This is a genomic window from Rouxiella badensis, from assembly GCF_026967515.2.
In the GTDB taxonomy this organism is placed as follows: domain Bacteria; phylum Pseudomonadota; class Gammaproteobacteria; order Enterobacterales; family Enterobacteriaceae; genus Rouxiella; species Rouxiella badensis.
The window spans coordinates 2,349,675-2,373,144 of record NZ_CP114062.1 but is presented as its reverse complement, the minus strand read 5'-3'; the positions used below and the strand labels follow the sequence as shown (position 1 = coordinate 2,373,144).

Sequence of the window (23,470 nt, the reverse complement as noted above, 5' to 3'; positions counted from 1 at the left end):
TATTAAAGGCGGAAAACGAGTTCAACCGGCGCGTCCTAATCGCATTAACAGAGAAATTCGCGCGCAAGAAGTTCGCCTAACTGGCGTCGATGGCGAGCAGATTGGTATTGTCAGTCTGAATGAAGCTCTTGAAAAAGCTGAGGAAGCTGGTGTTGATTTAGTAGAAATCAGTCCGAATGCCGAGCCGCCGGTTTGCCGAATCATGGATTACGGCAAGTTCCTCTACGAGAAGAGCAAATCGACTAAAGAACAGAAAAAGAAACAAAAAGTTATTCAGGTTAAGGAAATCAAATTCCGACCTGGTACCGATGATGGCGACTATCAGGTCAAACTACGCAACCTGATTCGCTTTCTGGAAGATGGCGATAAAGCCAAAATCACGCTTCGTTTCCGCGGACGTGAAATGGCGCACCAGCAGATCGGTATGGAAGTGCTTAACCGCGTCCGTAAAGACCTGTGTGAAGATATTGATCTGGCCGTTGTCGAATCCTTCCCTACGAAGATCGAAGGCCGTCAGATGATTATGGTGCTCGCACCCAAGAAGAAACAATAAGGCTCTCAAGTAGCCTGACCCACAGCGTGCTTGCATGCCGTGGGTCATGTTCGCCTTACTGATTCATGTTATCAACAATGCGAAGTGGAATTATTTATAATGCCAAAGATCAAAACAGTACGCGGCGCCGCTAAACGCTTCAAAAAAACCGCTAACGGTGGTTTTAAGCGTAAGCACGCTAACCTGCGTCACATTCTGACCAAAAAATCGACTAAGCGTAAACGTCACCTGCGTCCAAAAGGCCAAGTATCCAAGAACGATTTGGGTCTGGTTGTTGCATGCTTGCCGTACGCTTAAAAATATATCCTTAAAGATATATCACTTTTTTTAATCAAGAATAAAACTCAGGAGAGCATATGGCTCGCGTAAAACGTGGTGTGATTGCACGTGCACGTCACAAGAAAATTTTAAAGCAGGCGAAAGGTTACTACGGTGCCCGTTCGCGCGTATATCGTGTTGCATTCCAGGCTGTTATCAAAGCTGGTCAATACGCTTACCGTGACCGTCGTCAAAAGAAACGTCAGTTCCGTCAGCTGTGGATCGCGCGTATCAACGCAGCAGCTCGTCAGAACGACATGTCTTACAGCAAATTCATTAACGGCTTGAAAAAAGCTTCTATTGAAATTGACCGTAAGATTCTGGCTGACATCGCAGTATTCGACAAAGTGGCATTCTCTGCACTGGTCGAAAAAGCGAGAGCAGCTCTGGCGTAAGTCAGGTGAAAGAGGGAGCTTGCTCCCTCTTTTATATTGCATTGATAAAACCGTTAATATTTAAGGTAATGCAAGCATGAATGCTGCTATTTTCCGCTTCTTTTTTTACTTTAGCGCCTGACTCAGGAAGGCTTTCGCGCGTAAGAAAAGAAACGGAAAAAAGCGCTAAAGCCTCCCTAGTGGAGGCTTTTTTTTTTGCTCTTGCCCATTCGAATTCAAGATTTACTCATACTTTTATTTCACATCGGGTCACATCGGCCAGAAGAAGAGGAAAGCAATGTCACATCTCGCAGAACTGGTTGCCAATGCCAAGGCAGCCGTAGAGAGTGCCCAGGACGTCGCCGCGCTAGATTTAGTCCGCGTCGAGTATTTAGGCAAGAAGGGGCATTTGACCCTACAGATGACTTCACTGCGCGAGTTGCCAGCTGAAGAGCGTCCGGCGGCGGGTGCGGTTATCAACCAGGCCAAGCAGGAAGTTCAGGACGCGCTGAACGCACGCAAGAACGACCTGGAGTCTGCGGCCCTCAACGCACGACTGGCCGAGGAAACTATCGACGTTTCCCTGCCTGGACGTCGCATCGAGAACGGCGGTCTGCACCCTGTAACCCGCACTATCGACCGCATTGAGACCTTCTTTGGCGAGCTTGGCTTTTCTGTTGAAACCGGTCCTGAAATCGAAGATGACTATCACAACTTTGATGCGCTGAATATTCCTAGCCACCATCCAGCGCGTGCCGATCACGACACCTTCTGGTTTGATGCGACCCGTTTGCTGCGTACCCAGACTTCTGGGGTACAGATCCACACCATGAAAAACCAGCAGCCGCCGATCCGTATCATCGTTCCAGGTCGCGTATATCGTAACGATTACGATCAGACCCATACCCCGATGTTCCATCAGATGGAAGGCCTGATCGTTGATAAAAACATCAGCTTCAGCAATCTGAAGGGCACGCTGCACGACTTCCTGAACAACTTCTTTGAAGCCGATCTGCAAATTCGTTTCCGTCCTTCCTACTTCCCATTCACTGAACCTTCTGCGGAAGTTGACGTAATGGGCAAGAACGGTAAATGGCTCGAAGTGCTGGGCTGCGGCATGGTTCACCCTAACGTCTTACGCAACGTCGGTATCGATCCTGAAGTCTACTCCGGCTTTGCATTCGGTATGGGCATGGAGCGTCTGACCATGCTGCGTTATGGCGTGAACGATCTGCGCGCATTCTTCGAAAACGATCTGCGTTTCCTCAAACAGTTTAAGTAAGGCGGGAATATCACATGAAATTCAGTGAACTCTGGTTGCGTGAGTGGGTAAACCCAGCTATCAGCAGCGAAGAACTATCAGAACAAATTACTATGGCCGGCCTGGAAGTTGACGGTGTTGATGCCGTTGCTGGCGCTTTCAACGGCGTGGTCGTGGGGGAAGTGGTCGAGTGTGGCCAGCATCCCAACGCCGACAAACTGCGTGTCACTAAAATCAACGTGGGCGGCGATCGCCTGCTCGATATCGTCTGCGGCGCGCCAAACTGCCGTCAGGGCCTGAAAGTGGCCGTGGCGACCGTTGGTGCCGTTTTGCCGGGTGATTTCAAAATCAAGGCGGCGAAACTGCGCGGTGAGCCTTCTGAAGGTATGCTGTGCTCGTTCTCCGAGCTGGGTATTGACGTTGAGAGCGAAGGGATCATCGAGCTGCCGCTGGATGCGCCAATTGGCACCGACATCCGTGAATTCCTGAAGCTTGACGACAACACTATCGAAATCAGCGTCACCCCTAACCGCGCTGATTGCCTGGGCATCATCGGCGTTGCGCGCGACGTCGCGGTTATCAACCAGCTGCCGCTGATTGAACCAGACATGTCTCCAGTGGCTGCAACCATCAATGACACGCTGCCAATCGAGGTTAAGGCTAACGAGGCCTGCCCACGCTATCTGGGCCGCGTTGTTAAAAATATTAACGTTGCCGCTCCAACACCGCTGTGGATGAGCGAGAAGCTTCGCCGCTGCGGTATTCGTTCCATCGACCCGGTTGTCGACATCACCAACTACGTGCTGCTCGAACTGGGCCAGCCAATGCATGCCTTCGACCTGAACCGCATCGAAGGCGGCATCGTTGTGCGTCTGGCTAACAAAGACGAAGAGCTGACGCTGCTGGACGGCACCACGGCCAAACTGAATGACGACGTGCTGGTTATTGCTGACCACAAGAAAGCGCTGGCAATGGGCGGTATTTTCGGCGGGGCGCATTCCGGCGTTAACGCACAGACTCAGGACGTGCTGCTGGAGTCTGCCTTCTTCAACCCGCTGTCAATAACCGGCCGTGCGCGCCGTCAGGGTCTGCACACTGATGCATCGCACCGCTATGAGCGTGGCGTAGACCCTGAGTTGCAGCGTAAGGCAATGGAGCGAGCTACCGCGCTGCTGCTGGAAATCTGTGGCGGACAGGCTGGCCCGATTATTGACGTTACCACTGACGCTACGCTGCCTAAAGCGGCCAAAATTACCCTGCGTCGTGAGAAGCTGGATCGCCTGATTGGCCACCACGTAGAAGATGCGCAGGTGACTGATATTCTCAAGCGTCTGGGCTGCCAGGTTGAAGTGCAGGCAGAAAGCTGGGTTGCCGTTGCGCCAAGCTGGCGTTTCGATATGCAAATCGAAGAAGACCTGGTTGAAGAAGTCGCGCGCGTTTACGGCTACAACAATATTCCTGACGTACCCGTTAAAGCCAATCTGGAAATGACCCAGCATCGCGAAGCGGATCTTTCTCTGAAACGTGTGAAAAATCTGCTGGTTGATCGCGGTTTCCAGGAAGCGATCACCTACAGCTTTGTCGATCCTAAGGTTCAGCAATGGCTGCATCCGGGCGAAGAAGCGCTGATCCTGCCTAACCCAATATCCGTAGAGATGTCTGCAATGCGTCTTTCGCTGTGGACTGGCTTACTGACTTCAGTGGTTTACAACCAGAATCGCCAGCAGAGTCGCGTGCGTCTGTTCGAGAGCGGCCTGCGTTTTGTTCCTGATTCTGAAGCATATTTGGGTATTCGTCAGGATCTCATGCTGTCAGGTGTTATTTCAGGCAACAGAAATGAAGAACATTGGGATCTGGCGCGTCAGTCAGTTGACTACTACGATTTGAAGGGTGATCTTGAAGCGATTCTTGAACTTACCGGCAAATTAGACCAGATTCAGTTCAAGGCAGAAGTGAACCCGGCGCTGCATCCGGGGCAGAGTGCTGCAATTTATTTACACGGCGAACGTATTGGTTTCATTGGAGTAGTACATCCAGAACTGGAACGTAAGCTTGACCTGAATGGTCGCACTGTGGTGTTCGAAATGGAGTGGAATAAGCTCGCAGACCGCGTCCTGCCTGACGCGCGCGAGATTTCTCGCTTCCCTGCAAACCGTCGTGACATCGCCGTTGTGGTCCCTGAAAACGTCGCCGCAGACGATATTTTGGTAGAGTGTAAGAAAGTTGGCGCAAATCAGGTAGTTGGCGTAAACTTATTTGACGTGTACCGTGGCAAGGGCGTAGCGGATGGTTTTAAAAGCCTGGCTATCAGTCTGGTATTGCAGGATACCGCTCGTACACTGGAAGAAGAGGAGATTGCCGCTACTGTTGCAAGATGTGTAGAGGCTCTAAAACAGCGATTCCAAGCATCCTTGAGGGATTGAACCTATGGCGCTTACTAAAGCTGAAATGTCAGAACACCTGTTTGAGAAGCTCGGGCTGAGCAAACGGGATGCCAAAGACCTGGTTGAGCTATTCTTTGAAGAAGTACGTCGTGCTTTAGAGAACGGTGAACAAGTTAAATTGTCTGGCTTTGGCAATTTTGATCTGCGTGACAAAAACCAACGTCCGGGGCGTAACCCGAAAACTGGCGAGGACATTCCTATTACGGCGCGCCGTGTGGTGACCTTCCGTCCAGGACAGAAGTTGAAGAGCAGAGTGGAAAACGCCACTCCGAAAGAATAAGTCAGTCTGATAAAAAGGCCGCGTATGCGGCCTTTTTTTTTGCTCGCGATTTGAAAAAAGAACCCCTGCCAGGGAATGAAGGAGGGGGCGCGAGATATGACCAAAATGTGTCTACTGAAAAGTATTTAATGAAAGTGAAAAGATAACGTTAAGGTGTTGGGATCTTCAGGAATAGTCTGATAGATTAAATTTCATCGAGAAAAGGGAATTATCTTAAATCGTTTTTTAAATATTTAACGATGCAGTTTATTTAATTTAGAGCACGATTTTTTGTTTTATTGTTCAGCGTTAGGAAAATAAAAAAAGGGGCCGAAGCCCCTTGATAAAGTTGTCAATACTGTTGCGAAAAAATAAACCTTAGCGAGATTAATATCGGTAATGCCACCGACAAACGCTTAAGTTAACATTTCTCGCGATTAGTGACCTGGGCCGCCGCCGTGCCAGCCGCCGCCGCCACCGCCGTGATAACCGCCACCACCTGGACCCCAGAACGGTGGGAATAAGCAGCCGCTGAGGCTACAGGCAACCAGAGCCACGGTAACAAATGCCAAAATACGACGCATAATTATTCCTTTGTTAGTTTAAACAGCCCGATTATAAATAAAACGAAAAATATCTGTTGTCAGACTAACGTTAAGAGATGTTAGCGCAGTTATGAAAGCTGAATGTTATTTACGCAAGAGTCTATTAATTCATTTCTATTTTGATACAACTGTTTTTTAATTGTAAGCATGCCGCAATTTATCTGAAAATCCCCAGTCTTCCTAGATTAAGCTATAATTCATCTTGTTATTAAATTTCTCAGGAAATAAAACTAAGGTGGATGTTGTGAAAAAATCTCATTTGATGTTTTGCCTCGCATTGACCCTACCGGCCGTCGCGCAAATCAACGTTGCCCAGGCCGCTGTAAACGTCGACGTCAATACGCCGAGCGGTTCCATTCATATTGGTGACCAAGACACTCGCGGTCACTATTGGGATGGTTATGAGTGGCGCTCGCCGCAGTGGTGGCATCAGCACCACAACAAGCGCCTGGGGGAGCGCAACAGCCGCGGTCTTTACTGGCATGGCGATCGTTGGGACCCTAAACCGCCACCAAAACACTTTGCCGGTGCAGAAAGGGGCATGCGTCCTGACCAGGGTAATGGCACGCACGGCGCAGAGGGCCATGGACCTATTCCGCCAACCAGCGGTCCACATAGCTAATCTCGCGCAGTAAAAAGCGCGGAGTCAATGAAGCTGTCGCAACCCGTGCGGCAGCTTTTTTTATCGACTTTTTTCCGGCAAGCCGCTATTTAGCGTTCAAATCTGCTATTAACTGTTTAATATGAAAATCAGAAACACCGAATGGCCTCAGGAGCTTGCCCCGCTAACATGTCATCTACCCCTTCTTTCATTCAGCTTGAACAGCAACAAAAAAGCCGTGACGTTAAACGGCTAACGGCGCTGACTCTGCTGTTGGCAGCGGTGCTGATTTTCAGCCTTTGCGCGGGTGACAGCTGGCTGTGGCCGGATCAATGGCTGACACCTTCGGCTAAACTGTTTGTCTGGCAGATTCGACTGCCACGCGCGTTGGCGGTGATACTCGTTGGGGCAGGGCTTGCCGTTTGCGGAGCCGTGATGCAGGCACTGTTTGAAAACTCGCTGGCTGAGCCGGGTCTGCTCGGGGTCTCAAGCGGCGGTGGCGTAGCGCTGGTGATTTGTGTCCTGTTGGGCCACGGCCTGCTTCCTATATGGATAATGAGTCTTGCGGCGGTTGCCGGTTCGCTGGCAGTCACCTTCGTCTTGCTGTATTTCGCCCGCAGGCGGCTGTTTGCGCATTCGCGACTGCTGCTGGTCGGCGTCGCGATTGGCATTATCTGTAGCGCCATCATGACGTGGGCGGTGTACTTTAGTTCCAGCCTCGACCTGCGTCAGCTGATGTACTGGATGATGGGCGGTTTTGGCGGTATCGACTGGAGTCAGTCGTGGCTTGGTCTGCTGCTGTTGCCGGTTTTGCTGTGGCTCTGCGCACAGGGGCATCCCCTGAATCTGCTTTCACTTGGCGCCCATCAGGCGCAGCAGCTTGGCCTGCCTGTCGCCGTCTGGCGTAATTTGCTGGTGCTCGCGATGGGCTGGATAGTAGGCATTAGCGTCGCGCTGGCAGGTGTCATCGGCTTTGTGGGTCTGGTTATCCCCCATTTGCTGCGCTTAAGCGGCATAACCGATCAACGGCGACTGCTTCCTGCCTGCGCGCTGGCCGGCGGTGGCGTATTATTATCGGCGGATGTGATGGCGCGCATTGCGCTGTATTCTGCCGAACTCCCTATCGGGGTCGTGACCGCCGTTTTGGGCGCGCCCCTATTTATTTGGCTGCTGGCGAGAGGCGAGCGGCTCGACTAGGCAGCATTTTCATCGATTGCTGTTCCGTTTTCGCTATTATCACAGTGTTTACCCTAACCACGACAATAGGATACGAATTATGAGTCATGCGATTTATTCAACTCCACTGACCACCATTGACGGCAAATCAACCACGCTGGGTGCCTTTGAGGGCAAAGTGTTGTTGGTGGTTAACGTCGCATCACAGTGCGGCCTGACCAAGCAGTATGAAGGTCTTGAGAAACTGTATCAGTCCTTGCATGAGCAAGGTTTTGAGGTTCTGGGATTCCCGTGCAATGAGTTTGGCGCGCAGGAGCCGGGTACCGAGGAGGAAATTCAGACCTTCTGTACTACCCAGTTTGGCGTGAAATTCCCGCTGTTTAGTAAAATCGAGGTCAACGGTGAGGGTCGACATCCGCTGTATAAAGCGCTGACAGCGGCAAAACCGCAGGCGGTAAAACCTGAGGGCAGCGAATTCTATCAGCGATTGGCAAGCAAAGGCCGTGAGCCGGTCAAGCCTGAAAACATTCTATGGAACTTTGAGAAGTTCCTGATCGGACGTGACGGTGAAGTGCTTCAACGGTTTGCACCAGATATGACGCCGGAAGATCCTATTTTGCTCGAGGCGGTTAAAAAAGCGCTGGCGAAATAAATCTTGTTTGGGCTAAAAGGGCGGAAAGTTTCCGCCCTGACTTTATTATTTTCCCGGCAACAGATATTGGTTAATTTATGCTGAAAATAAAACAGTTGGCGCTGGAGTCACGCTTTTTGCCCTTAAGTACCCGCGTATCTGCGGGCGCTCGCGTGCATATTGTCGGGCCAAATGGGGCAGGAAAGAGCAGTCTGTTGGCCAGCATCGCCGGAATGCTAAATGCCACCGGAGAGGTATCAATCGACGGTCAATTAATCACTAAACTTTCCGGCAGAGAACTTTCTCGTTACCGCAGTTATTTATGCCAGCAATATTTACCGCTTTCGACCATGCCGGTATTTCAGTATTTATTCTTGCATCAGCCGGTCGGCGTGGAGCCCGTTGTGCTTGAAAAAACGTTAAACCTGCTGTGTGGAAAGCTACATTTGGCCGACAAACTTTCAACAGCGGTGACTCGACTTTCCGGCGGTGAGTGGCAGCGCGTTCGCCTGGTTGCCGCATTATTACAGGTTTGGCCAACAATTAATCCGCAAGGTGCGCTTTTACTGCTCGATGAGCCAGCCAATAGCCTGGATATTGCCCATCAACGGGCGATGGACGCACTTATCGATGAATTTTGCGCCGTGGGAGGAATAGCCCTCGTCACCGACCATGACCTCAACCACACGCTGCATCACGCCGATTGGGTATGGTTGATGCACAAGGGAAAAACGGTAGCGATGGGGACACCACAGAACGTGTTACAGCCAGAAAACCTGACGCCTGTTTACGATGTTGATTTTAAATTGCAGCATTTTTCAGGAAAATCATGGATTATGACCCCTTGATGTAGAAACTATTAAATATAAATAATTTCACCGCTACGTTTTTTTGTAAAAATAAAAAACCGCAAAATTTTAAAAAGACGTTCCTAAAATAAATTTTTTTCGTTAACCTTGCCAGTCAATCTCAAAACGCCACAAATGTTATCCAAATCCCAACTTTAGTTGATTTAAGACAATGAATTAACTAATTGCCCGAAACATCTTCTTTTGCTTGCCAAATACTTGAAAATCCTTAATGTTAAATTAAGCTTAAACGACAATAATCTATTGCACTATTTGTAGGGTGGCGTTTACTCTTCGTTAAATAACCAGACTATACAGTTTGCGTAACTGCATGCCTCTTTGCCGTCCTTAAATTACAGGATATGCTACATGGACAACTTTTTACCTTTCTCCCGCCCTTCTATGGGAGATGAAGAAATCAAGGCCGTTGAGCAAGTTTTGCGCTCCGGGTGGATAACCACCGGACCACAAACTCATCAACTGGAACAGGATTTTTCCGCCGCATTTGGCTGCAAGCACGCGATAGCGGTGAGTTCCGCCACCGGTGGTATGCACGTCACGTTGATGGCATTGGGCATAGGGCCAGGCGATGAGGTGATCACACCCTCTCAGACCTGGGTCTCTACTATCAACATGATTGTACTGCTCGGTGCAGAGCCGGTCATGATTGACGTTGATCCGCACACGCTGATGGTTAAGGCCGAAGACGTAGAGGCCGCGATCACGCCAAGAACCAAAGCCATTATCCCGGTGCACTACGCCGGCGCACCACTCGACCTTGACCCTCTGTACGACATAGCTCAACGCCACAACATCCCGCTTATCGAAGATGCCGCTCACTCTGCGGGCACCCAGTATCGCGATCGCTGGATTGGCGCACAGGGCACGGCCATTTTCTCATTCCATGCGATTAAAAACATGACCTGCGCCGAAGGCGGTCTGGTAGCAACAGACGACGACGCACTGGCTGAAAAAGTGCGTGCGCTGAAGTTCCACGGTCTGGCCGTTGATGCCTTTGACCGTCAGGTTCAGGGCCGTCGCCCTCAGGCGGAGGTTATCGAGCCTGGCTTTAAATACAATCTGTCGGACATTCACGCCTCGATTGCCGTTGTGCAACTCAAGCGCCTGCACGAGATGAACGCACGCCGCGCAGAGCTGGCGCAGCTTTACCTCGAGAAGCTACAGGGGACGCCGTTCCTGCCGATGCAGGTTCCTGAATACCCGCACCTGCACACCTGGCACCTGTTCATGATCCGAGTTGACGAAATGCGCTGCGGAATCAGTCGCGACAGGCTGATGGAAAAACTCAAAGAGGTGGGTATCGGTACCGGTCTGCATTTTCGCGCCGCGCACACTCAAAAATATTATCGTGAACGTTATCCCGATTTGTCGTTGCCTAACAGCGAGTGGAATACCGCGCGTCTGTGCAGTTTGCCGATGTTCCCAGATATGCAAGACAGTGACGTTGATCGGGTAGTTGACGCTCTTAAGTCCCTGGTGGAGAAGCAGTAGTGGCTCAGTTTGAAGAAATTAAGAAAGTTTCTATCGTTATTCCCGTTTACAACGAGGAGGAGAGCCTGCCGGTTCTGCTCTCTCGAACTATTGCCGCCTGTCGCCAGTTAACCCAGCCTTTTGAAATCGTCCTCATCGACGATGGCAGCACGGATAATTCAGCTAAGCTGCTGACCGAAGCCGCCGAGCAGCCTGAAAACTGTGTCGTTGCTGTATTGCTGAACCGCAACTACGGACAGCATTCGGCGATTATGGCCGGTTTCAATCAGGTCTGCGGTGACCTGATTATCACCCTGGATGCCGATTTGCAGAATCCGCCCGAAGAGATCCCTCGTCTGGTCCTCAAGGCAGAGGAAGGTTATGACGTGGTGGGCACCGTGCGCTCAAACCGTCAGGACTCCTGGTTCCGCAAAAGTGCGTCAAAGGTCATCAATATGATGATCCAGAGTGCGACCGGTAAATCGATGGGTGACTATGGCTGTATGCTGCGCGCCTATCGTCGCCATATCATCGAAGCGATGCTGCACTGCCACGAGCGGAGCACTTTTATCCCGATCCTCGCCAATACCTTTGCGCGCAAAACCGTGGAGATCCCGGTGCTGCACGCCGAACGCGAGTTTGGTGATTCAAAATATAGCCTGATGAAACTGGTCAATCTGATGTTTGACCTGATCACCTGTCTGACCACCACGCCGCTGCGTATGCTCAGCGTTGTCGGCAGCTTTATTGCGCTGTTCGGCTTCCTGCTGGCGCTGGTGTTGATCCTGATGCGTTTGATATTAGGTCCTGAGTGGGCAGCGGAAGGTGTGTTCACGCTGTTCGCCCTGCTGTTTATGTTTGTCGGTGCGCAATTTGTCGGAATGGGACTGCTCGGTGAATACATCGGCCGTATCTATACCGACGTGCGCGCGCGCCCACGTTATTTCGTACAAAAAGTCATCGGTGCTCAAGCCGCTGATGTCGATGAAGATCAGGAAAATAAATAATGAAAGCGATTGTTTTTGCATACCATGATATTGGTTGCGTTGGACTGAAAGCTCTGGTTGAAGCGGGTTATGATGTTCAAGCGGTATTCACCCATACCGACTCCCCAGACGAAAACAACTTCTTTGCCTCGGTAGCCCGTACCGGCGCAGAACTGAATTTACCGGTTTACGCGCCGGAAGACGTGAACCATCCGCTGTGGGTTGACCGCATCCGTGATTTGCAGCCGGACGTTATTTTCTCTTTCTACTATCGCAACATGCTGAGCGAAGAGCTGCTGTCGCTCGCGCCACAGGGCGGTTTCAACCTGCACGGTTCTCTGCTGCCTCGCTACCGTGGGCGTGCGCCGGTTAACTGGGCGCTGGTGAACGGCGAGACCGAGACAGGCGTTACGCTGCACAAAATGGTTAAGCGTCCTGACGCTGGCGACATCGTTGCCCAGCAGGCTGTGGCTATCGACCCACAGGACACCGCGCTGACGCTGCACGCCAAAGTGCGTGAAGCGGCCCAGTCTGTGCTGCAGAAAACCCTGCCTTCCATGCTGGCGGGTAACATTACCCTGACCCCGCAGGACGAATCTCAGGCGAGCTACTTTGGTCGTCGCAGCGCAGCCGATGGCGAGATCCACTGGCATAAATCAGCCACACAGATAAACAACCTGATCCGTGCCGTGACCGAACCTTACCCGGGTGCTTTCACTTACCTGGGTCAACGCAAGCTGGTTATCTGGCGTGCGCGCGTGTTGGAGCAGGCTCACGACAAGCAGCCTGGCACCGTACTGTCTGCCGATCCACTGGTAATCGCCTGTGGCGAAGGTGCGCTGGAAATTATCGCCGGTCAGAACGAGTCTGGCCTGTATGTTCAGGGTTCGCGTCTTGCGCTGGAAATGGGCATTATGCCTGATGTGCGCCTGTCTTCGCTTCCGACCTCTGTGATGAAACGTCGTACCCGCGTCCTGATTCTGGGCGTCAACGGCTTCATCGGTAACCACCTGAGCGAGCGCTTGCTGCGCGACGGTAAATATGAAATCTATGGTCTGGACATCAGCTCCGATGCTATCAGCCGTTTCATGGACAACCCGAACTTCCACTTCGTTGAAGGTGACATCAGCATTCACTCTGAGTGGATCGAATATCACATCAAAAAATGTGACGTCGTTCTGCCGCTGGTCGCTATCGCAACGCCAATCGAATACACCCGTAACCCACTGCGTGTGTTCGAACTGGACTTCGAAGAAAACCTGAAAATCGTTCGCGACTGCGTGAAATATAAAAAACGCATTATCTTCCCATCTACCTCAGAAGTTTACGGTATGTGTGACGATAAAGAGTTCGACGAAGACAGCTCACGCCTGATTGTTGGTCCAATCAACAAACAGCGCTGGATCTACTCTGTGTCCAAGCAGCTGCTTGACCGAGTCATCTGGGCTTACGGAGCAAAAGAAGGCCTGCGCTTTACCCTTTTCCGTCCGTTCAACTGGATGGGCCCGCGTCTTGATAACCTCGACGCGGCACGCGTAGGCAGCTCTCGTGCAATCACCCAGCTTATCCTTAACCTGGTTGAAGGTTCGCCTATCAAGCTTATCGACGGCGGTGAGCAGAAACGTTGCTTTACCGACATCAACGACGGTATCGAGGCACTGTTCCGCATCATCGAGAACCGCGACAACCTGTGCGAAGGTCAAATCATCAACATTGGTAACCCAACCAATGAAGCGAGCATCCGCGAGCTGGCAGAAATGCTGCTCAAGAGCTTCGATGCGCACCCGCTGCGTGACCAGTTCCCTCCGTTTGCCGGCATGAAGCTTATCGAAAGCAGCAGCTACTACGGTAAAGGCTATCAGGACGTTGAGCACCGTACGCCGAGCATCAAAAATGCCCGCCGTCTGCTTGATTGGCAGCCAACGGTCGATATGAGCAAAACCATTGATGACACTCTGGACTTCTTCCTGCGTTCTGTAGAATTGCCTGCAAATAAAGGATAAAGACTTGACCGCAATGAAAAAAGTAGGCCTGAGGATAGACGTCGACACATGGAGCGGCACCCGAAAGGGTGTCCCTGAGTTGTTAAGACTTCTGGATAAACATCAAATCAAGGGCAGTTTCTTTTTCAGCGTTGGGCCGGACAACATGGGGCGCCATTTATGGCGCCTTTTGCGTCCCCGCTTTCTGTGGAAGATGCTGCGATCCAACGCGGCATCGCTCTATGGGCTGGATATTCTGGTCGCCGGTACTGCCTGGCCCGGAAAGCTCATCGCCAAAGATTTCGCGCCCTTGATGAAGCAGACCGCTGACGAAGGTCATGAGGTCGGGCTGCACGCCTGGGACCACCAGGGTTGGCAGGCCAAGGTTGAAAAATGGTCATCAGAACAGCTGGAACAGCAGGTGCGTAAAGGGGTCATTGCCCTTGAAAACAGCATCGGCCGTTCGATTGATTGCTCTGCGGTAGCAGGATGGCGTGCCGATCAGCGGGTGATCGACGTGAAAGAAAAGTTTAATTTCCGCTATAACAGCGACTGCCGCGGCAGCGCACCTTTCCGACCGCTCCTGGGTAACGGAGAGTTGGGTACGGTGCAAATCCCCGTGACCTTGCCGACTTATGATGAAGTGATTGGTACTCAGGTTACCGCAGAAGGTTTCAACGATTTCATTCTTGATGCCATCGCGCGTGACCAAGGCGTGCCGGTTTATACCATTCATACCGAAGTCGAAGGCATGTCGCTCTCCGCCATGTTTGACGATCTCCTGACGCGTGCAAAGCAGCAGGGTATCGAGTTTTGCACACTGGGAAGTTTACTGCCTGCCGATAGCCAGACGCTGCCCGTGGGAAGGGTCGTGCGTTCGGCGTTTCCCGGCAGGGAAGGATGGTTGGGCTGTCAGGAAAAAGGATCGCAATAAATGTCGAACAGTATCAAACGCGCCTACGGTTTCATGCTGTTGGTGTTTTTCGCGCTGATTTATCTCGTCCCATTGGATCTGCGCTCGCTGTGGCAGCCTGATGAGACGCGTTATGCCGAAATCAGCCGTGAAATGCTACAGCGCGGTGACTGGATTGTTCCCCAGTTTCTGGGATTGAGATATTTCGAAAAACCGGATGCCGGCTATTGGATTAACAATATTGGCCAGATTATCTTCGGTCATTCCAACTTTGCGGTACGTTTTGGTTCCGTATTCTCAACGGCAATGAGCGCCTTACTGGTGTTCTGGCTGGCGAACGTCATATGGCGCAATCGTCAAAAAGCCTATGTCGCAACGCTGATTTATCTCTCCTCGGCGCTGGTCTTTGGTATCGGCACCTACGCGGTGCTCGACCCGATGATTACGCTGTGGATGACGGCCGCGATGGTGAGCAGCTACTTCTGCTTGCGCGCCAGCGGAACACGCCAAAAAGCCATCAGCTGGATTGCGCTGGGTCTCGCCTGTGGGATGGGCTTCATGACCAAAGGCTTCCTCGCATTGGCTGTGCCGGTGATTGCCGTTTTACCCATTGTCTGGCGTGAAAAACGCTTCAAAACTCTCCTTGGCTGGGGGCCACTGGCGATTGTCAGTGCTTTTGTGCTCAGTCTGCCGTGGGTTATTGCAATCGGTGAGCGTGAACCGGACTTCTGGCGCTATTTCTTCTGGGTTGAGCATATTCAACGCTTCGCCGAAAAGAATGCCCAGCACAGTGCCCCATTCTGGTACTACCTGCCCGTTCTCATTCTTGGGACCCTACCGTGGATGGCACTGCTGCCCGGTTCGCTGATAAGCGGCTGGAAGAAAAAAGCGTTACGCCCTGAACTATTTTTCCTGCTCAGCTGGGCAATCATGCCGCTGATTTTCTTCAGTATCGCCAAAGGCAAACTGCCGACCTACATCCTGCCGTGCTTCGCGCCGTTGGCCCTGTTGATGGCCGATCACTTTGAGCAGGTTCGCCAGTCGGTTACTTCGCGGGTGCTGAAAGTTAACGGTATCATCAACGTTCTTTTCGGCTCATTGGCGGTCATTGCACTCCTCGTGACCTCCGGGTTATTTCCTCTGCACATCAAGCCTGTCTATGGGCACGACGAACTTTACAAGCTGCTCATCGCCATACTGTGTTTCGCTGCCTGGGCGCTGGCCGGTGCGTTGAGTCTCACGCTGCCTCGCCGCTGGTATTGGTCCGCAGCTTGTCCGCTGGTGCTTTCGCTGCTGGTCGGACAGGCAATACCGAACCACGTTATCGAGTCCAAGCAGCCGCAGGCGTTTATCCAGCAAAATATGCAGGTTCTGCAACAGAGTCGCTATGTGCTTTGCGATGACGTTGGTTTTGCCGCAGGCCTGGCCTGGGAATTGAAGCGCAGCGATATCCTGATGTTCGACGAGAAGGGCGAGTTGCAGTACGGCCTTAACTATCCGGATGCGCAAGGTCACTACATCAGCGGCCCTGACTTCCCGACGTGGTTGCTCAAAGCACGTGAGCAGGGTGACGTTTCTGTGATGATTAAGCTGGATAATAAATTCCAGACCACGGATAACCTGCCACCGGCCGACAGTGAAGCCGTTTCAGGTCGATTCAAGCTTCTGGTCTATAAAAAACTGCCATGACCGGTTTTCTCTTGGTACTGGTGGTGAGCATTCTTACCTGTGCAGGGCAGCTTTGTCAGAAGAAAGCCGCACAGGTAGGGCAGGCACAGGTCTCAGGTAATCTGGGACCTATCCTGCGCTGGATGGTTACCGCCGTGTTTTTTATGGGCTGCGGCCTGCTACTCTGGCTTCGCGTCCTCCAGCTGTTACCCCTGAGCATTGCCTACCCGATGCTGAGCATGAACTTTGTGCTCATCACTTTCAGCGCTCGCGGATTCTTTGGCGAAATTATTGACCGCAGACACTGGCTTGGCGTGGCCTTTATTATGTTGGGTATTTTGCTGATGGGGATAAGCGGATGAAAGGGTTCGGATGGGGCATCGCCAGCCTGCTGCTGGTCAGTATGGCGCAGCTGATGATGAAATGGGGCATGACCCACATGCCGACGTTTTCACTGAACGCCAACCTTTATTCATTAGTAATGAATAACCTGCTGCCGGTTTTCATTGTCTGCTGCGGTATTGCGGGCTATGCATTATCAATGGTTTGCTGGTTCTTCGCGCTGCGTCAGCTGCCGCTTAATCGTGCTTACAGTCTGCTCAGCCTGAGCTATGCGCTGGTCTATCTCGGTGCGGTTTCGCTGCCGTGGTTTAACGAAAATATGCACTGGATGAAGTCATTGGGTGCATTATCCATTCTTTTCGGCGTCTGGCTGATCCACAGTAAAACCTCCTCTCAAGCGCCGGAATAACGGCGCTTTCTCAGATTTTCTTTTGCAAAACTCAGCGATTTTTGTTGGATGGCGGATAAAATAGCGCTAAATTCTTTAAGTCCTTAGATAACGGCAAGTTATCTTCTCCACCATTTTCCAGCGTGGAATGATTTCAGGATGTCGGCCAGGGAACAAAAGACATGCAAAAGCGCTCAAGACTTTTATATTCACTGTTGGCATTGGCTGTGCTTATTCTCGGCGGCTGTAGCAGTCACGCGCCGATGCCCAGCGGCAGTCTGGCAAACTCGCGAGTTGTTGTCGCACAGTTAAACGATCAGTTGGGCAGATGGCACGGCACCCCGTATCGCTACGGCGGCCTAAGCCGTAACGGCATCGACTGCTCAGGCTTTGTGTTCCGCACCTTCCGCGATAGATTTGGCGTTATCCTTCCGCGCACGACCGCCGAACAAACCGAGGTTGGCACCAAAGTATCACGTAAAGAACTGCTGCCCGGCGACCTGGTGTTCTTCAAGACAGGCGCTGGCGAAAACGGTCTTCACGTCGGGATTTATGATTCAGGTGATGCCTTTATTCATGCCTCAACCAGTCGAGGCGTGGTGCGATCGTCACTGGACAACGAATACTGGCGCAAAACGTACTGGCAGGCGCGGCGGATTTAGTCCGCTATTTCCATGTTTATAATTTAAGCAATCTTTAGAGCAATTTACCCCTAGGCTCCACGCTTCGCAGGACACCTTATTATGACGGCTTTACGTCTTCTACTTTCCGATTCTTACGATCCCTGGTTTAATCTCGCGGTTGAAGACTGCATCTTTCGCCAAATGACCACCCAGCGCGTGCTTTTTCTGTGGCGTAATGCCGAAACCGTCGTCATCGGGCAGGGGCAAAATCCCTGGAAAGAGTGCAACACCGCTCGCATGGCGCAGGACGGCATCCGACTGGCTCGTCGCAGCAGCGGGGGCGGCGCGGTATTTCACGATCTCGGCAATAGCTGTTTCACCTTCATGGCCGGCAAGCCCGAGTATGATAAAAGCGTTTCGACGCAGATAATCCTCAATGCCCTGTCGAGCCTGGGAATTCAGGCCAGCGCCTCGGGTCGTAACGACCTGGTCGCGACCACTGCCGAAGGCGAGCGCAAAATTTCGGGATCTGCCTACCGCGAGACGCAGACCCGTGGTTTCCATCACGGCACGCTGCTGTTGAATGCCGATCTCAGTCGTCTGGCCAATTACCTCAATCCGGATCCCAAAAAACTTCAGGCGAAGGGCATCACTTCCGTAAGATCACGCGTGGCAAACCTTAACGAATGGGTGCATGACATCGATCACGCACGAGTCTGTAAGGCAGTGAGTGAGGCATTTTTTGAGTGGTACGGTGCCCGCGTCGAGCCAGAGGTTATCTCTCCCGACGTTTTCCCCGATCTTCCCGGTTTTGCCGAGCAGTTTGAGAAACAGCGCAGCTGGGACTGGAATTTTGGCAAAGCGCCGGACTTCAGCCATGAATTAAGTGAGCGCTTTGTCTGGGGTGGGGTGGAGGTCTATTTCGATATCGAGAAAGGGCGCATCAGCCGCGCACGTCTGTACACCGACAGCCTTAATCCTGCCCCGCTCCACGATTTCGCAAACAGGCTGGTGGGCGGTAAGTATTATGCCGACGACGTTATCGCTGCCGCTCAGGCTTCCTGTGCCGCCTTCCCGGAGTTCAGGGCGGAGCTCACTGAGCTTCAGGGCTGGATGGTGGGGGGTATTCGTTAAGCGTTAAGATAGTGCAGTAATAAGACAGGGGAGGAAACGTTAATTGGCTATTCCGCTGTTATGGTCTGCCTTTGTTAAGTTGTATACATAGCCTATGATTCTAAGAGCCAATATGAACGTCGTGAACAGCAGACTTTGGCAGAAGAGCAGACAGACGTTGCATGGAAGAGGGGGCTGAGCCCCCTAGCAGGATAAGTATTTGTTGTCAACATGATGGCCCGAGTCGGATGCTGGCATCAAGACTCTTCAGAATAGACCTGCGACTGATTTTTAGCTGAGTCAGAAGCGTTTTCCGGAGTCGAGAACGCCCATACCATCGCCACCGCCCAGCCTATAACCGTCCACCCCAGCAGCAGGTTTACGCCAAAAATAACCGGTAATTTTTTATGTTTTCTATGATCGGCAATCAAAAAAGGCAGAAAATACATCGCGACGCAAAGAATAACCGCGACGGGAACTAACATCTCACCAGTACTCATTAACAATTCACTGAAAATAATGGGGTAATTCGGTACTTTAAAATTGTTATTTGCAAATTTCAATTGATAAAGCATTCGCTAACAATGTTTTATTCCGGTGCTTCCAGCCGCTGAAACAGCATAATATTTGGCAGTATCAGGGCAATATCCCTATTTTGCCCTGATACGCTATATCACCGTTTTATGACTCCCAGCCGAGGCCCAAACTCTTCTGCAAGGCCACATAGTCCAGTGCCAGGTCGGTCTGCGACTGGATTCGCTTCTGGCTGGCATTCAGCTGCGTACGCTGGGTATCGAGTACGTCAATCAGACTGGCAACGCCAGCACCGTAGCGCTGCTTCATCAGCCGTTCGTCCTGACCTGCCATCGTCTCAACCGTCATGTAGTTCACCAGCGTGCGGCGCTGTTCGCCGTAGCGGGAAAGAGAGCCATTGGCGTCGCGCAGCGCATTGAGCACGGTTTTACGCCATTCAGCCTCAGCCTCATCACGCTGTGCTTTCGCGACGTTGATTTGCGAACGGATACGGCCAAAATCGAGAATATTCCACTGGAGCATGGGCACCAGCAGCCACGACTCATTTCCGTGGCTGAACATCTCGCTGCTGGTATCGCTGCTAAATCCCAGAATGCCGCGCAGGGTAATTTTCGGATATAGGTCAGCCACGTGTTCGCCCACGGTCGCGGTACTGGCAGCCAGTTTACGCTCGGCGTTGCGTACGTCTGGTCGACGACGAATCAGGTCAACCGGGTCACCGACGTTAATTTGCTGCGGCTCTGCCGGTAAGACTACGGCTCCCGAGAGCAGGTTATCCAGTGCGCCCGGCGTCAGGCCTGAGAGAAACGCCAGTTGGTCCTTGTACTCATTGATTTGCGCAATCTGATTCGGGACCTCGGCCTGACTGTTTTCCAAATCGGTTTGCAGGCGGTGAACGTCAGTATCGTTCGCTGCTCCGCGCGACTGGCGCTGTTGGGTCAATGCGACCGTTTGCTGCTGCAACGCAATATTCTTTTGCAGATTGGCAAGCTGTTCCTGTGCGCCGCAAAGCTGCAAATAATTGCTCGCGACCTCGGCGGCAATCGACACCTGCGTATCTGCCAGACTGGCCTCGCTGGCCTCTTGCTGCGCTCGTCCAGCTTCGACAGTACGACGATTCTGTCCGAACAGGTCTAGCTCCCAGCTGGCATCAAAGCCGCTGCTATAAAGATTTACCGGATTACTGATAGGCAGTGCGGTGCCGGTTTCCGGCAGACGCGCACGCACCATTGCCCCAGTGGCGTCGAGTTTGGGCATCTCCTGAGCCTGATCGCCAGCCAACGCCGCGCGCGACTGCTGCAGACGAGCACGCGCGATATCGATATCAGGATTATGCTGCATTGCCTTGACGATCAGCTGGTTAAGGCGTTCGTCATGGAAGGCCAGCCACCACTGCGACTGGGCCTGCCCGGTGCTGACGCCCGAGTTAGGCAGGCGAGTAAACTTGGCCGTCAGCGGCACGCCTGGCGCACCGTGATAGTCTGGGCCCACGCTGCACCCTGCGAGCAACATCGCCAGGCCACCGAGCGGCGCTAAACGCATCAATTTATTGTTCATAGTCTGTCACTTATTAGTCATACGCGGCGCACGCAGCAGCAGCGCCAGCGGAATACAGCACACCAGCGCCATGCCGAGCACTAAAAATGACTCGGAATAGGTCATCACTAGCGCCTGCTGCGAGATTTCATTAGCCAGCTGGCCCATGGCCTGCATTTTTGCATGCACCATATCACCAGTCTGACTGAAGAACTGGCTGGCGCTGCCGGAAATACGGCTCTCTGCCAGCGGAGAGTTGGCGGTTACCGACTCGCGGAGCACGTCGTCATGCATTTTTCGCTGCCGGTCGATGAAGATTCCGAGCAAGGCCAGCCCAACGGAGCCGCCAAGGTTACGCATCATGTTGTAAATACCGGCTGCGTCGGCGACTTCATCGTCATTGACGGCGGCCATTGAGGCCTGATTCAGCGGCATCATTGCCATGATTTGTCCTGCACCGCGAAGCAGCTGTGACCAGAAGAAGTCATCGCCGGTACTTTGTGCGGTCAGTGAAATATCGAGGAAACAGCTGACGGCAAAGAGGATAACGCCGCAGATGACCAACAGGCGCGTGTCCACGCTACGCAACATGCGCGGCAAGATAGGCATCATGATCAGGCTCGGGACCCCCGAGACCAGCAGCACCATTCCCGACTGCTGTGAGTTGTAGCCTGCCACGCCGCTCAGAAACTGAGGCAGAAGGTACAGCACACAGTACAGACCCATGCCGACGACAAACACGATCACCAGCACGCTGACGTAGCGCGGATTACGCAGCAGCGAGAGCCGAATAACCGGTTTTTTCGCCGTGAGCTGCGCGATGCTCAGCAGAATAAAGCCGAGCACCATCGCGATGGAGAGGGTGACAATCATCGTCGAATCAAACCAGTTGTCGCGCTGACCTTCCTCCAGTACCACCGTTAGGCAACTTAGCCCAACGCTCATGCCAATAATGCCCAGCCAGTCGGCCTCCATGAAGCCTTCCCAGTGGGGTTTCTCCTTCGGCAGGCCGTTGAATAACAGCAGCATCAGCCCGATACCGACCGGTAAGTTCAGGAAGAAGCACCAGTTCCAGCTGACGTTTTCGGCTAGCCAACCGCCTAACACCGGCCCCATTACTGGCCCGAGAATCACAATGACGCCGAAAATCGACATCCCTAACGGCAGCTGTCGCCGCGGCAAGCGGGTACGAATGATCATCTGCGCGGTGGGGATCATCGCCCCTCCGACAAAGCCTTGACCAACACGTCCGATGATCATCTGCGTCAGGCTGCCCGACGTACCGCACATGACGGAAAAACAGATAAAGATCAGGGCGCACCACATTAAGAAGTTACGCAGCCCAAGCAGGCGGCTGAGCCAGGCGGCCAGCGGGATCATCACTATCTCTGACAGCAGATACCCGGTTGAAATCCAGGTGCCCTCGGTGCCGGTCGCGCCAATTTCGCCCTGAATTTGCGGCAGTGCGGAGTTGGTGATAGAAATATCCAGCGTCGCCATCAGTGCGCCAAGCGCACCGGCAAATACCGCAATCCAGTCCGTTACCGAGGCGCTGGGCTGCTGGGTAGCGGGAAGGACGGTGCTGCTCATGGCTGCGCCTGCTGGTTAGGATGCGTATCGACGTCAACGGTCACCGACATACCGGCCAGCAAACGTTTCGCTGCATCGCTTTTGTCGGTAATGCGGATGCGTACCGGAACACGCTGCACAATTTTGGTAAAGTTACCGGTGGCGTTATCCGGTGGCAGTAAGGCGAAGAGTGAACCGGTGCCCGGAGCGAAGCTGTCGACTACGCCGCTGAAATCATGGCCGGGAAACGCATCAACGTGCAGCGTGGCTTTCTGACCCGGCAGCATATGGGTCAACTGCGTTTCTTTAAAATTGGCAACCAGATACAGATCGTTTTCCGGAACCACCGTCAGCAGGCGAGTTCCCGGCTGAACATATTGGCCTACGCGTACCGCACGATCGCCGACGCGGCCGTCAAGTGGGCTGTATACCACGGTGCCGTGATAATCGATGTTCGACTGTGCGCGGTTTGCTTCGGCAGAGGCTAACTGGGCTTTCGCCTGCTCAATTTGAGCATGCATTGACTGAATCTGTGCTGAAGCTGATTTTACGGCGGCTACGTTAGCGTCATAATCGGCCTGAGCCTGGTCACGGCTGCGACGAAGCTCGGCGAGCTTCTCCTGATTTTCTGCACCGCTGGCTGCCAATGGCAGATAGCGCTGATATTCATGATTTGAATAGTTAAGCTGCACGAGAGCAGACCGCTGCTGCGCCTGAGCCTGTTCAATCTGGGCGTTCTGGCGCGTTATCTCGGCATTAGCCTGGTCGATGGCGGCCTGATCGGCCAGAATATTGGCACTGGCCTGATTGAGGCGCGCCTGATACTGGTCGTCTTCAATCTGTACCACGGGTTCGCCCGCCTTGACCCACTGGTTGTCCTTGACCAGCACCTTGGTGACGTAGCCGGAAATTTTCGGCGCAAGCGTGACGCTGTCCGCCTGAACATAGGCGTCATCGGTGGATTCGTTAAAGCGAGCAATGAAGAACCAATAGAGTGAAGCCAGTACCAAAACCAGCACCACGCAGAACGCCAGTCGCAGCAAAATACGGCGTTTTTTGCTGGATTGGGGTTGGGCGTTGACGGTGGGGGCGGCCTCGGAGGACGCAATCATGGATGCAAGTAACAAAGTGAGAACCTTTTTAGTGAAATTATTCCGCTCGAGATAAATATTCCAAATGGCACAATTGTGTCAAGTGATATACTTTTATTATGCAATTTGACTGTTATAATTCGCATGTTTTGCTACAGGAATTG

Annotated in this window: 25 protein-coding genes and 1 other annotated feature; of the genes, 20 read left to right on the top strand and 5 right to left on the bottom strand. The window is 52.6% G+C overall.

The window, feature by feature from the left end:
• Nucleotide 1: 1 nt before the first annotated feature.
• The 7 genes from infC to ihfA all read left to right on the top strand — a co-directional run bounded on the left by infC (nt 2) and on the right by ihfA (nt 5,230).
• Complete coding sequence (infC, locus tag O1V65_RS10955) at nt 2-553, top strand: translation initiation factor IF-3 (RefSeq protein WP_071882841.1); 552 nt, start codon at nt 2-4, stop codon at nt 551-553.
• Nucleotides 554-652: 99 nt separating this feature from the next.
• Nucleotides 653-850, top strand: a complete 198-nt coding sequence (rpmI, locus tag O1V65_RS10950; protein WP_017492523.1) for a 50S ribosomal protein L35 — start codon at nt 653-655, stop codon at nt 848-850.
• A 59-nt stretch (nt 851-909) separates the two neighbouring features.
• Nucleotides 910-1,266: a 50S ribosomal protein L20 gene (gene rplT, locus O1V65_RS10945; RefSeq protein WP_009635878.1), complete on the top strand. Its 357-nt coding sequence runs from the start codon at nt 910-912 to the stop codon at nt 1,264-1,266.
• 71 nt (nt 1,267-1,337) lie between these two features.
• Nucleotides 1,338-1,462: a sequence feature (Phe leader region), on the top strand.
• The gene (pheM, locus tag O1V65_RS10940) at nt 1,343-1,387 is read left to right on the top strand and encodes a pheST operon leader peptide PheM (RefSeq protein ID WP_106120997.1); all 45 of its coding nucleotides are present in this window, start codon (nt 1,343-1,345) and stop codon (nt 1,385-1,387) included. (Overlaps the previous feature by 45 nt.)
• A gap of 81 nt (nt 1,463-1,543) precedes the next feature.
• A complete protein-coding gene (gene pheS, locus O1V65_RS10935) occupies nt 1,544-2,527 on the top strand; it encodes a phenylalanine--tRNA ligase subunit alpha (RefSeq protein WP_017492522.1) in 984 nt (327 codons plus the stop codon).
• Nucleotides 2,528-2,541: 14 nt separating this feature from the next.
• Nucleotides 2,542-4,929 (top strand): phenylalanine--tRNA ligase subunit beta, encoded by a 2,388-nt coding sequence (gene pheT / locus O1V65_RS10930; protein ID WP_084912814.1) that lies wholly within the window; start codon nt 2,542-2,544, stop codon nt 4,927-4,929.
• Nucleotides 4,930-4,933: 4 nt separating this feature from the next.
• The gene (gene ihfA, locus O1V65_RS10925) at nt 4,934-5,230 is read left to right on the top strand and encodes an integration host factor subunit alpha (RefSeq protein WP_004717732.1); all 297 of its coding nucleotides are present in this window, start codon (nt 4,934-4,936) and stop codon (nt 5,228-5,230) included.
• A gap of 416 nt (nt 5,231-5,646) precedes the next feature.
• Here ihfA and O1V65_RS10920 read toward each other — a convergent pair whose 3' ends face one another.
• Nucleotides 5,647-5,793, bottom strand: a complete 147-nt coding sequence (locus O1V65_RS10920; protein WP_227952802.1) for a hypothetical protein — start codon at nt 5,791-5,793, stop codon at nt 5,647-5,649.
• A gap of 265 nt (nt 5,794-6,058) precedes the next feature.
• Here O1V65_RS10920 and O1V65_RS10915 point away from each other — a divergent pair, with 265 nt between their 5' ends.
• The 13 genes from O1V65_RS10915 (at nt 6,059) to O1V65_RS10855 (ending at nt 18,597) form a co-directional block, all read left to right on the top strand.
• Nucleotides 6,059-6,436: a DUF2502 domain-containing protein gene (locus tag O1V65_RS10915; protein WP_227952804.1), complete on the top strand. Its 378-nt coding sequence runs from the start codon at nt 6,059-6,061 to the stop codon at nt 6,434-6,436.
• A 168-nt stretch (nt 6,437-6,604) separates the two neighbouring features.
• Nucleotides 6,605-7,612, top strand: coding sequence for a vitamin B12 ABC transporter permease BtuC (gene btuC / locus O1V65_RS10910; protein ID WP_227952806.1), 1,008 nt, complete (start codon nt 6,605-6,607; stop codon nt 7,610-7,612).
• Nucleotides 7,613-7,691: 79 nt separating this feature from the next.
• Complete coding sequence (locus O1V65_RS10905) at nt 7,692-8,243, top strand: glutathione peroxidase (protein ID WP_017494078.1); 552 nt, start codon at nt 7,692-7,694, stop codon at nt 8,241-8,243.
• 77 nt (nt 8,244-8,320) lie between these two features.
• The gene (btuD, locus tag O1V65_RS10900; RefSeq protein ID WP_084912813.1) at nt 8,321-9,070 is read left to right on the top strand and encodes a vitamin B12 ABC transporter ATP-binding protein BtuD; all 750 of its coding nucleotides are present in this window, start codon (nt 8,321-8,323) and stop codon (nt 9,068-9,070) included.
• 369 nt (nt 9,071-9,439) lie between these two features.
• Complete coding sequence (gene arnB / locus O1V65_RS10895; protein ID WP_017494080.1) at nt 9,440-10,582, top strand: UDP-4-amino-4-deoxy-L-arabinose aminotransferase; 1,143 nt, start codon at nt 9,440-9,442, stop codon at nt 10,580-10,582.
• Complete coding sequence (gene arnC, locus O1V65_RS10890; RefSeq protein ID WP_084912812.1) at nt 10,582-11,568, top strand: undecaprenyl-phosphate 4-deoxy-4-formamido-L-arabinose transferase; 987 nt, start codon at nt 10,582-10,584, stop codon at nt 11,566-11,568. The genes arnB and arnC overlap by 1 nt, the downstream gene beginning before the upstream one ends.
• Nucleotides 11,568-13,550, top strand: coding sequence for a bifunctional UDP-4-amino-4-deoxy-L-arabinose formyltransferase/UDP-glucuronic acid oxidase ArnA (gene arnA / locus O1V65_RS10885; RefSeq protein ID WP_017494082.1), 1,983 nt, complete (start codon nt 11,568-11,570; stop codon nt 13,548-13,550). Before arnC ends, arnA begins: the two co-directional genes overlap by 1 nt.
• A 13-nt stretch (nt 13,551-13,563) precedes the next feature.
• A complete protein-coding gene (gene arnD / locus O1V65_RS10880; protein WP_017494083.1) occupies nt 13,564-14,463 on the top strand; it encodes a 4-deoxy-4-formamido-L-arabinose-phosphoundecaprenol deformylase in 900 nt (299 codons plus the stop codon).
• Nucleotides 14,464-16,131, top strand: a complete 1,668-nt coding sequence (gene arnT, locus O1V65_RS10875; RefSeq protein WP_227952810.1) for a lipid IV(A) 4-amino-4-deoxy-L-arabinosyltransferase — start codon at nt 14,464-14,466, stop codon at nt 16,129-16,131.
• A complete protein-coding gene (arnE, locus tag O1V65_RS10870) occupies nt 16,128-16,472 on the top strand; it encodes a 4-amino-4-deoxy-L-arabinose-phosphoundecaprenol flippase subunit ArnE (protein ID WP_017492493.1) in 345 nt (114 codons plus the stop codon). Before arnT ends, arnE begins: the two co-directional genes overlap by 4 nt.
• On the top strand, nt 16,469-16,861 hold the full coding sequence (gene arnF / locus O1V65_RS10865; RefSeq protein ID WP_017492492.1) for a 4-amino-4-deoxy-L-arabinose-phosphoundecaprenol flippase subunit ArnF: 393 nt from the start codon (nt 16,469-16,471) through the stop codon (nt 16,859-16,861). The genes arnE and arnF overlap by 4 nt, the downstream gene beginning before the upstream one ends.
• Nucleotides 16,862-17,022: 161 nt before the next feature.
• Complete coding sequence (locus O1V65_RS10860; RefSeq protein WP_017492491.1) at nt 17,023-17,502, top strand: NlpC/P60 family protein; 480 nt, start codon at nt 17,023-17,025, stop codon at nt 17,500-17,502.
• An 81-nt stretch (nt 17,503-17,583) separates the two neighbouring features.
• Nucleotides 17,584-18,597: a lipoate--protein ligase gene (locus O1V65_RS10855; RefSeq protein WP_017492490.1), complete on the top strand. Its 1,014-nt coding sequence runs from the start codon at nt 17,584-17,586 to the stop codon at nt 18,595-18,597.
• 236 nt (nt 18,598-18,833) lie between these two features.
• Here the strand turns inward: O1V65_RS10855 and O1V65_RS10850 are convergent, their stop codons facing one another.
• The 4 genes from O1V65_RS10850 to O1V65_RS10835 form a co-directional block, all read right to left on the bottom strand.
• A complete protein-coding gene (locus O1V65_RS10850) occupies nt 18,834-19,061 on the bottom strand; it encodes a superinfection immunity protein (protein ID WP_081601416.1) in 228 nt (75 codons plus the stop codon).
• 196 nt (nt 19,062-19,257) lie between these two features.
• Nucleotides 19,258-20,667 carry an efflux transporter outer membrane subunit gene (locus O1V65_RS10845; protein WP_084912810.1) on the bottom strand — a complete coding sequence of 470 codons (1,410 nt, stop codon included), beginning with the start codon at nt 20,665-20,667 and terminating at the stop codon, nt 19,258-19,260.
• A gap of 6 nt (nt 20,668-20,673) precedes the next feature.
• Nucleotides 20,674-22,236: a DHA2 family efflux MFS transporter permease subunit gene (locus tag O1V65_RS10840; protein ID WP_227989492.1), complete on the bottom strand. Its 1,563-nt coding sequence runs from the start codon at nt 22,234-22,236 to the stop codon at nt 20,674-20,676.
• Nucleotides 22,233-23,342: an HlyD family secretion protein gene (locus O1V65_RS10835; protein WP_225741461.1), complete on the bottom strand. Its 1,110-nt coding sequence runs from the start codon at nt 23,340-23,342 to the stop codon at nt 22,233-22,235. The genes O1V65_RS10840 and O1V65_RS10835 overlap by 4 nt, the downstream gene beginning before the upstream one ends.
• Nucleotides 23,343-23,470 lie beyond the last annotated feature (128 nt).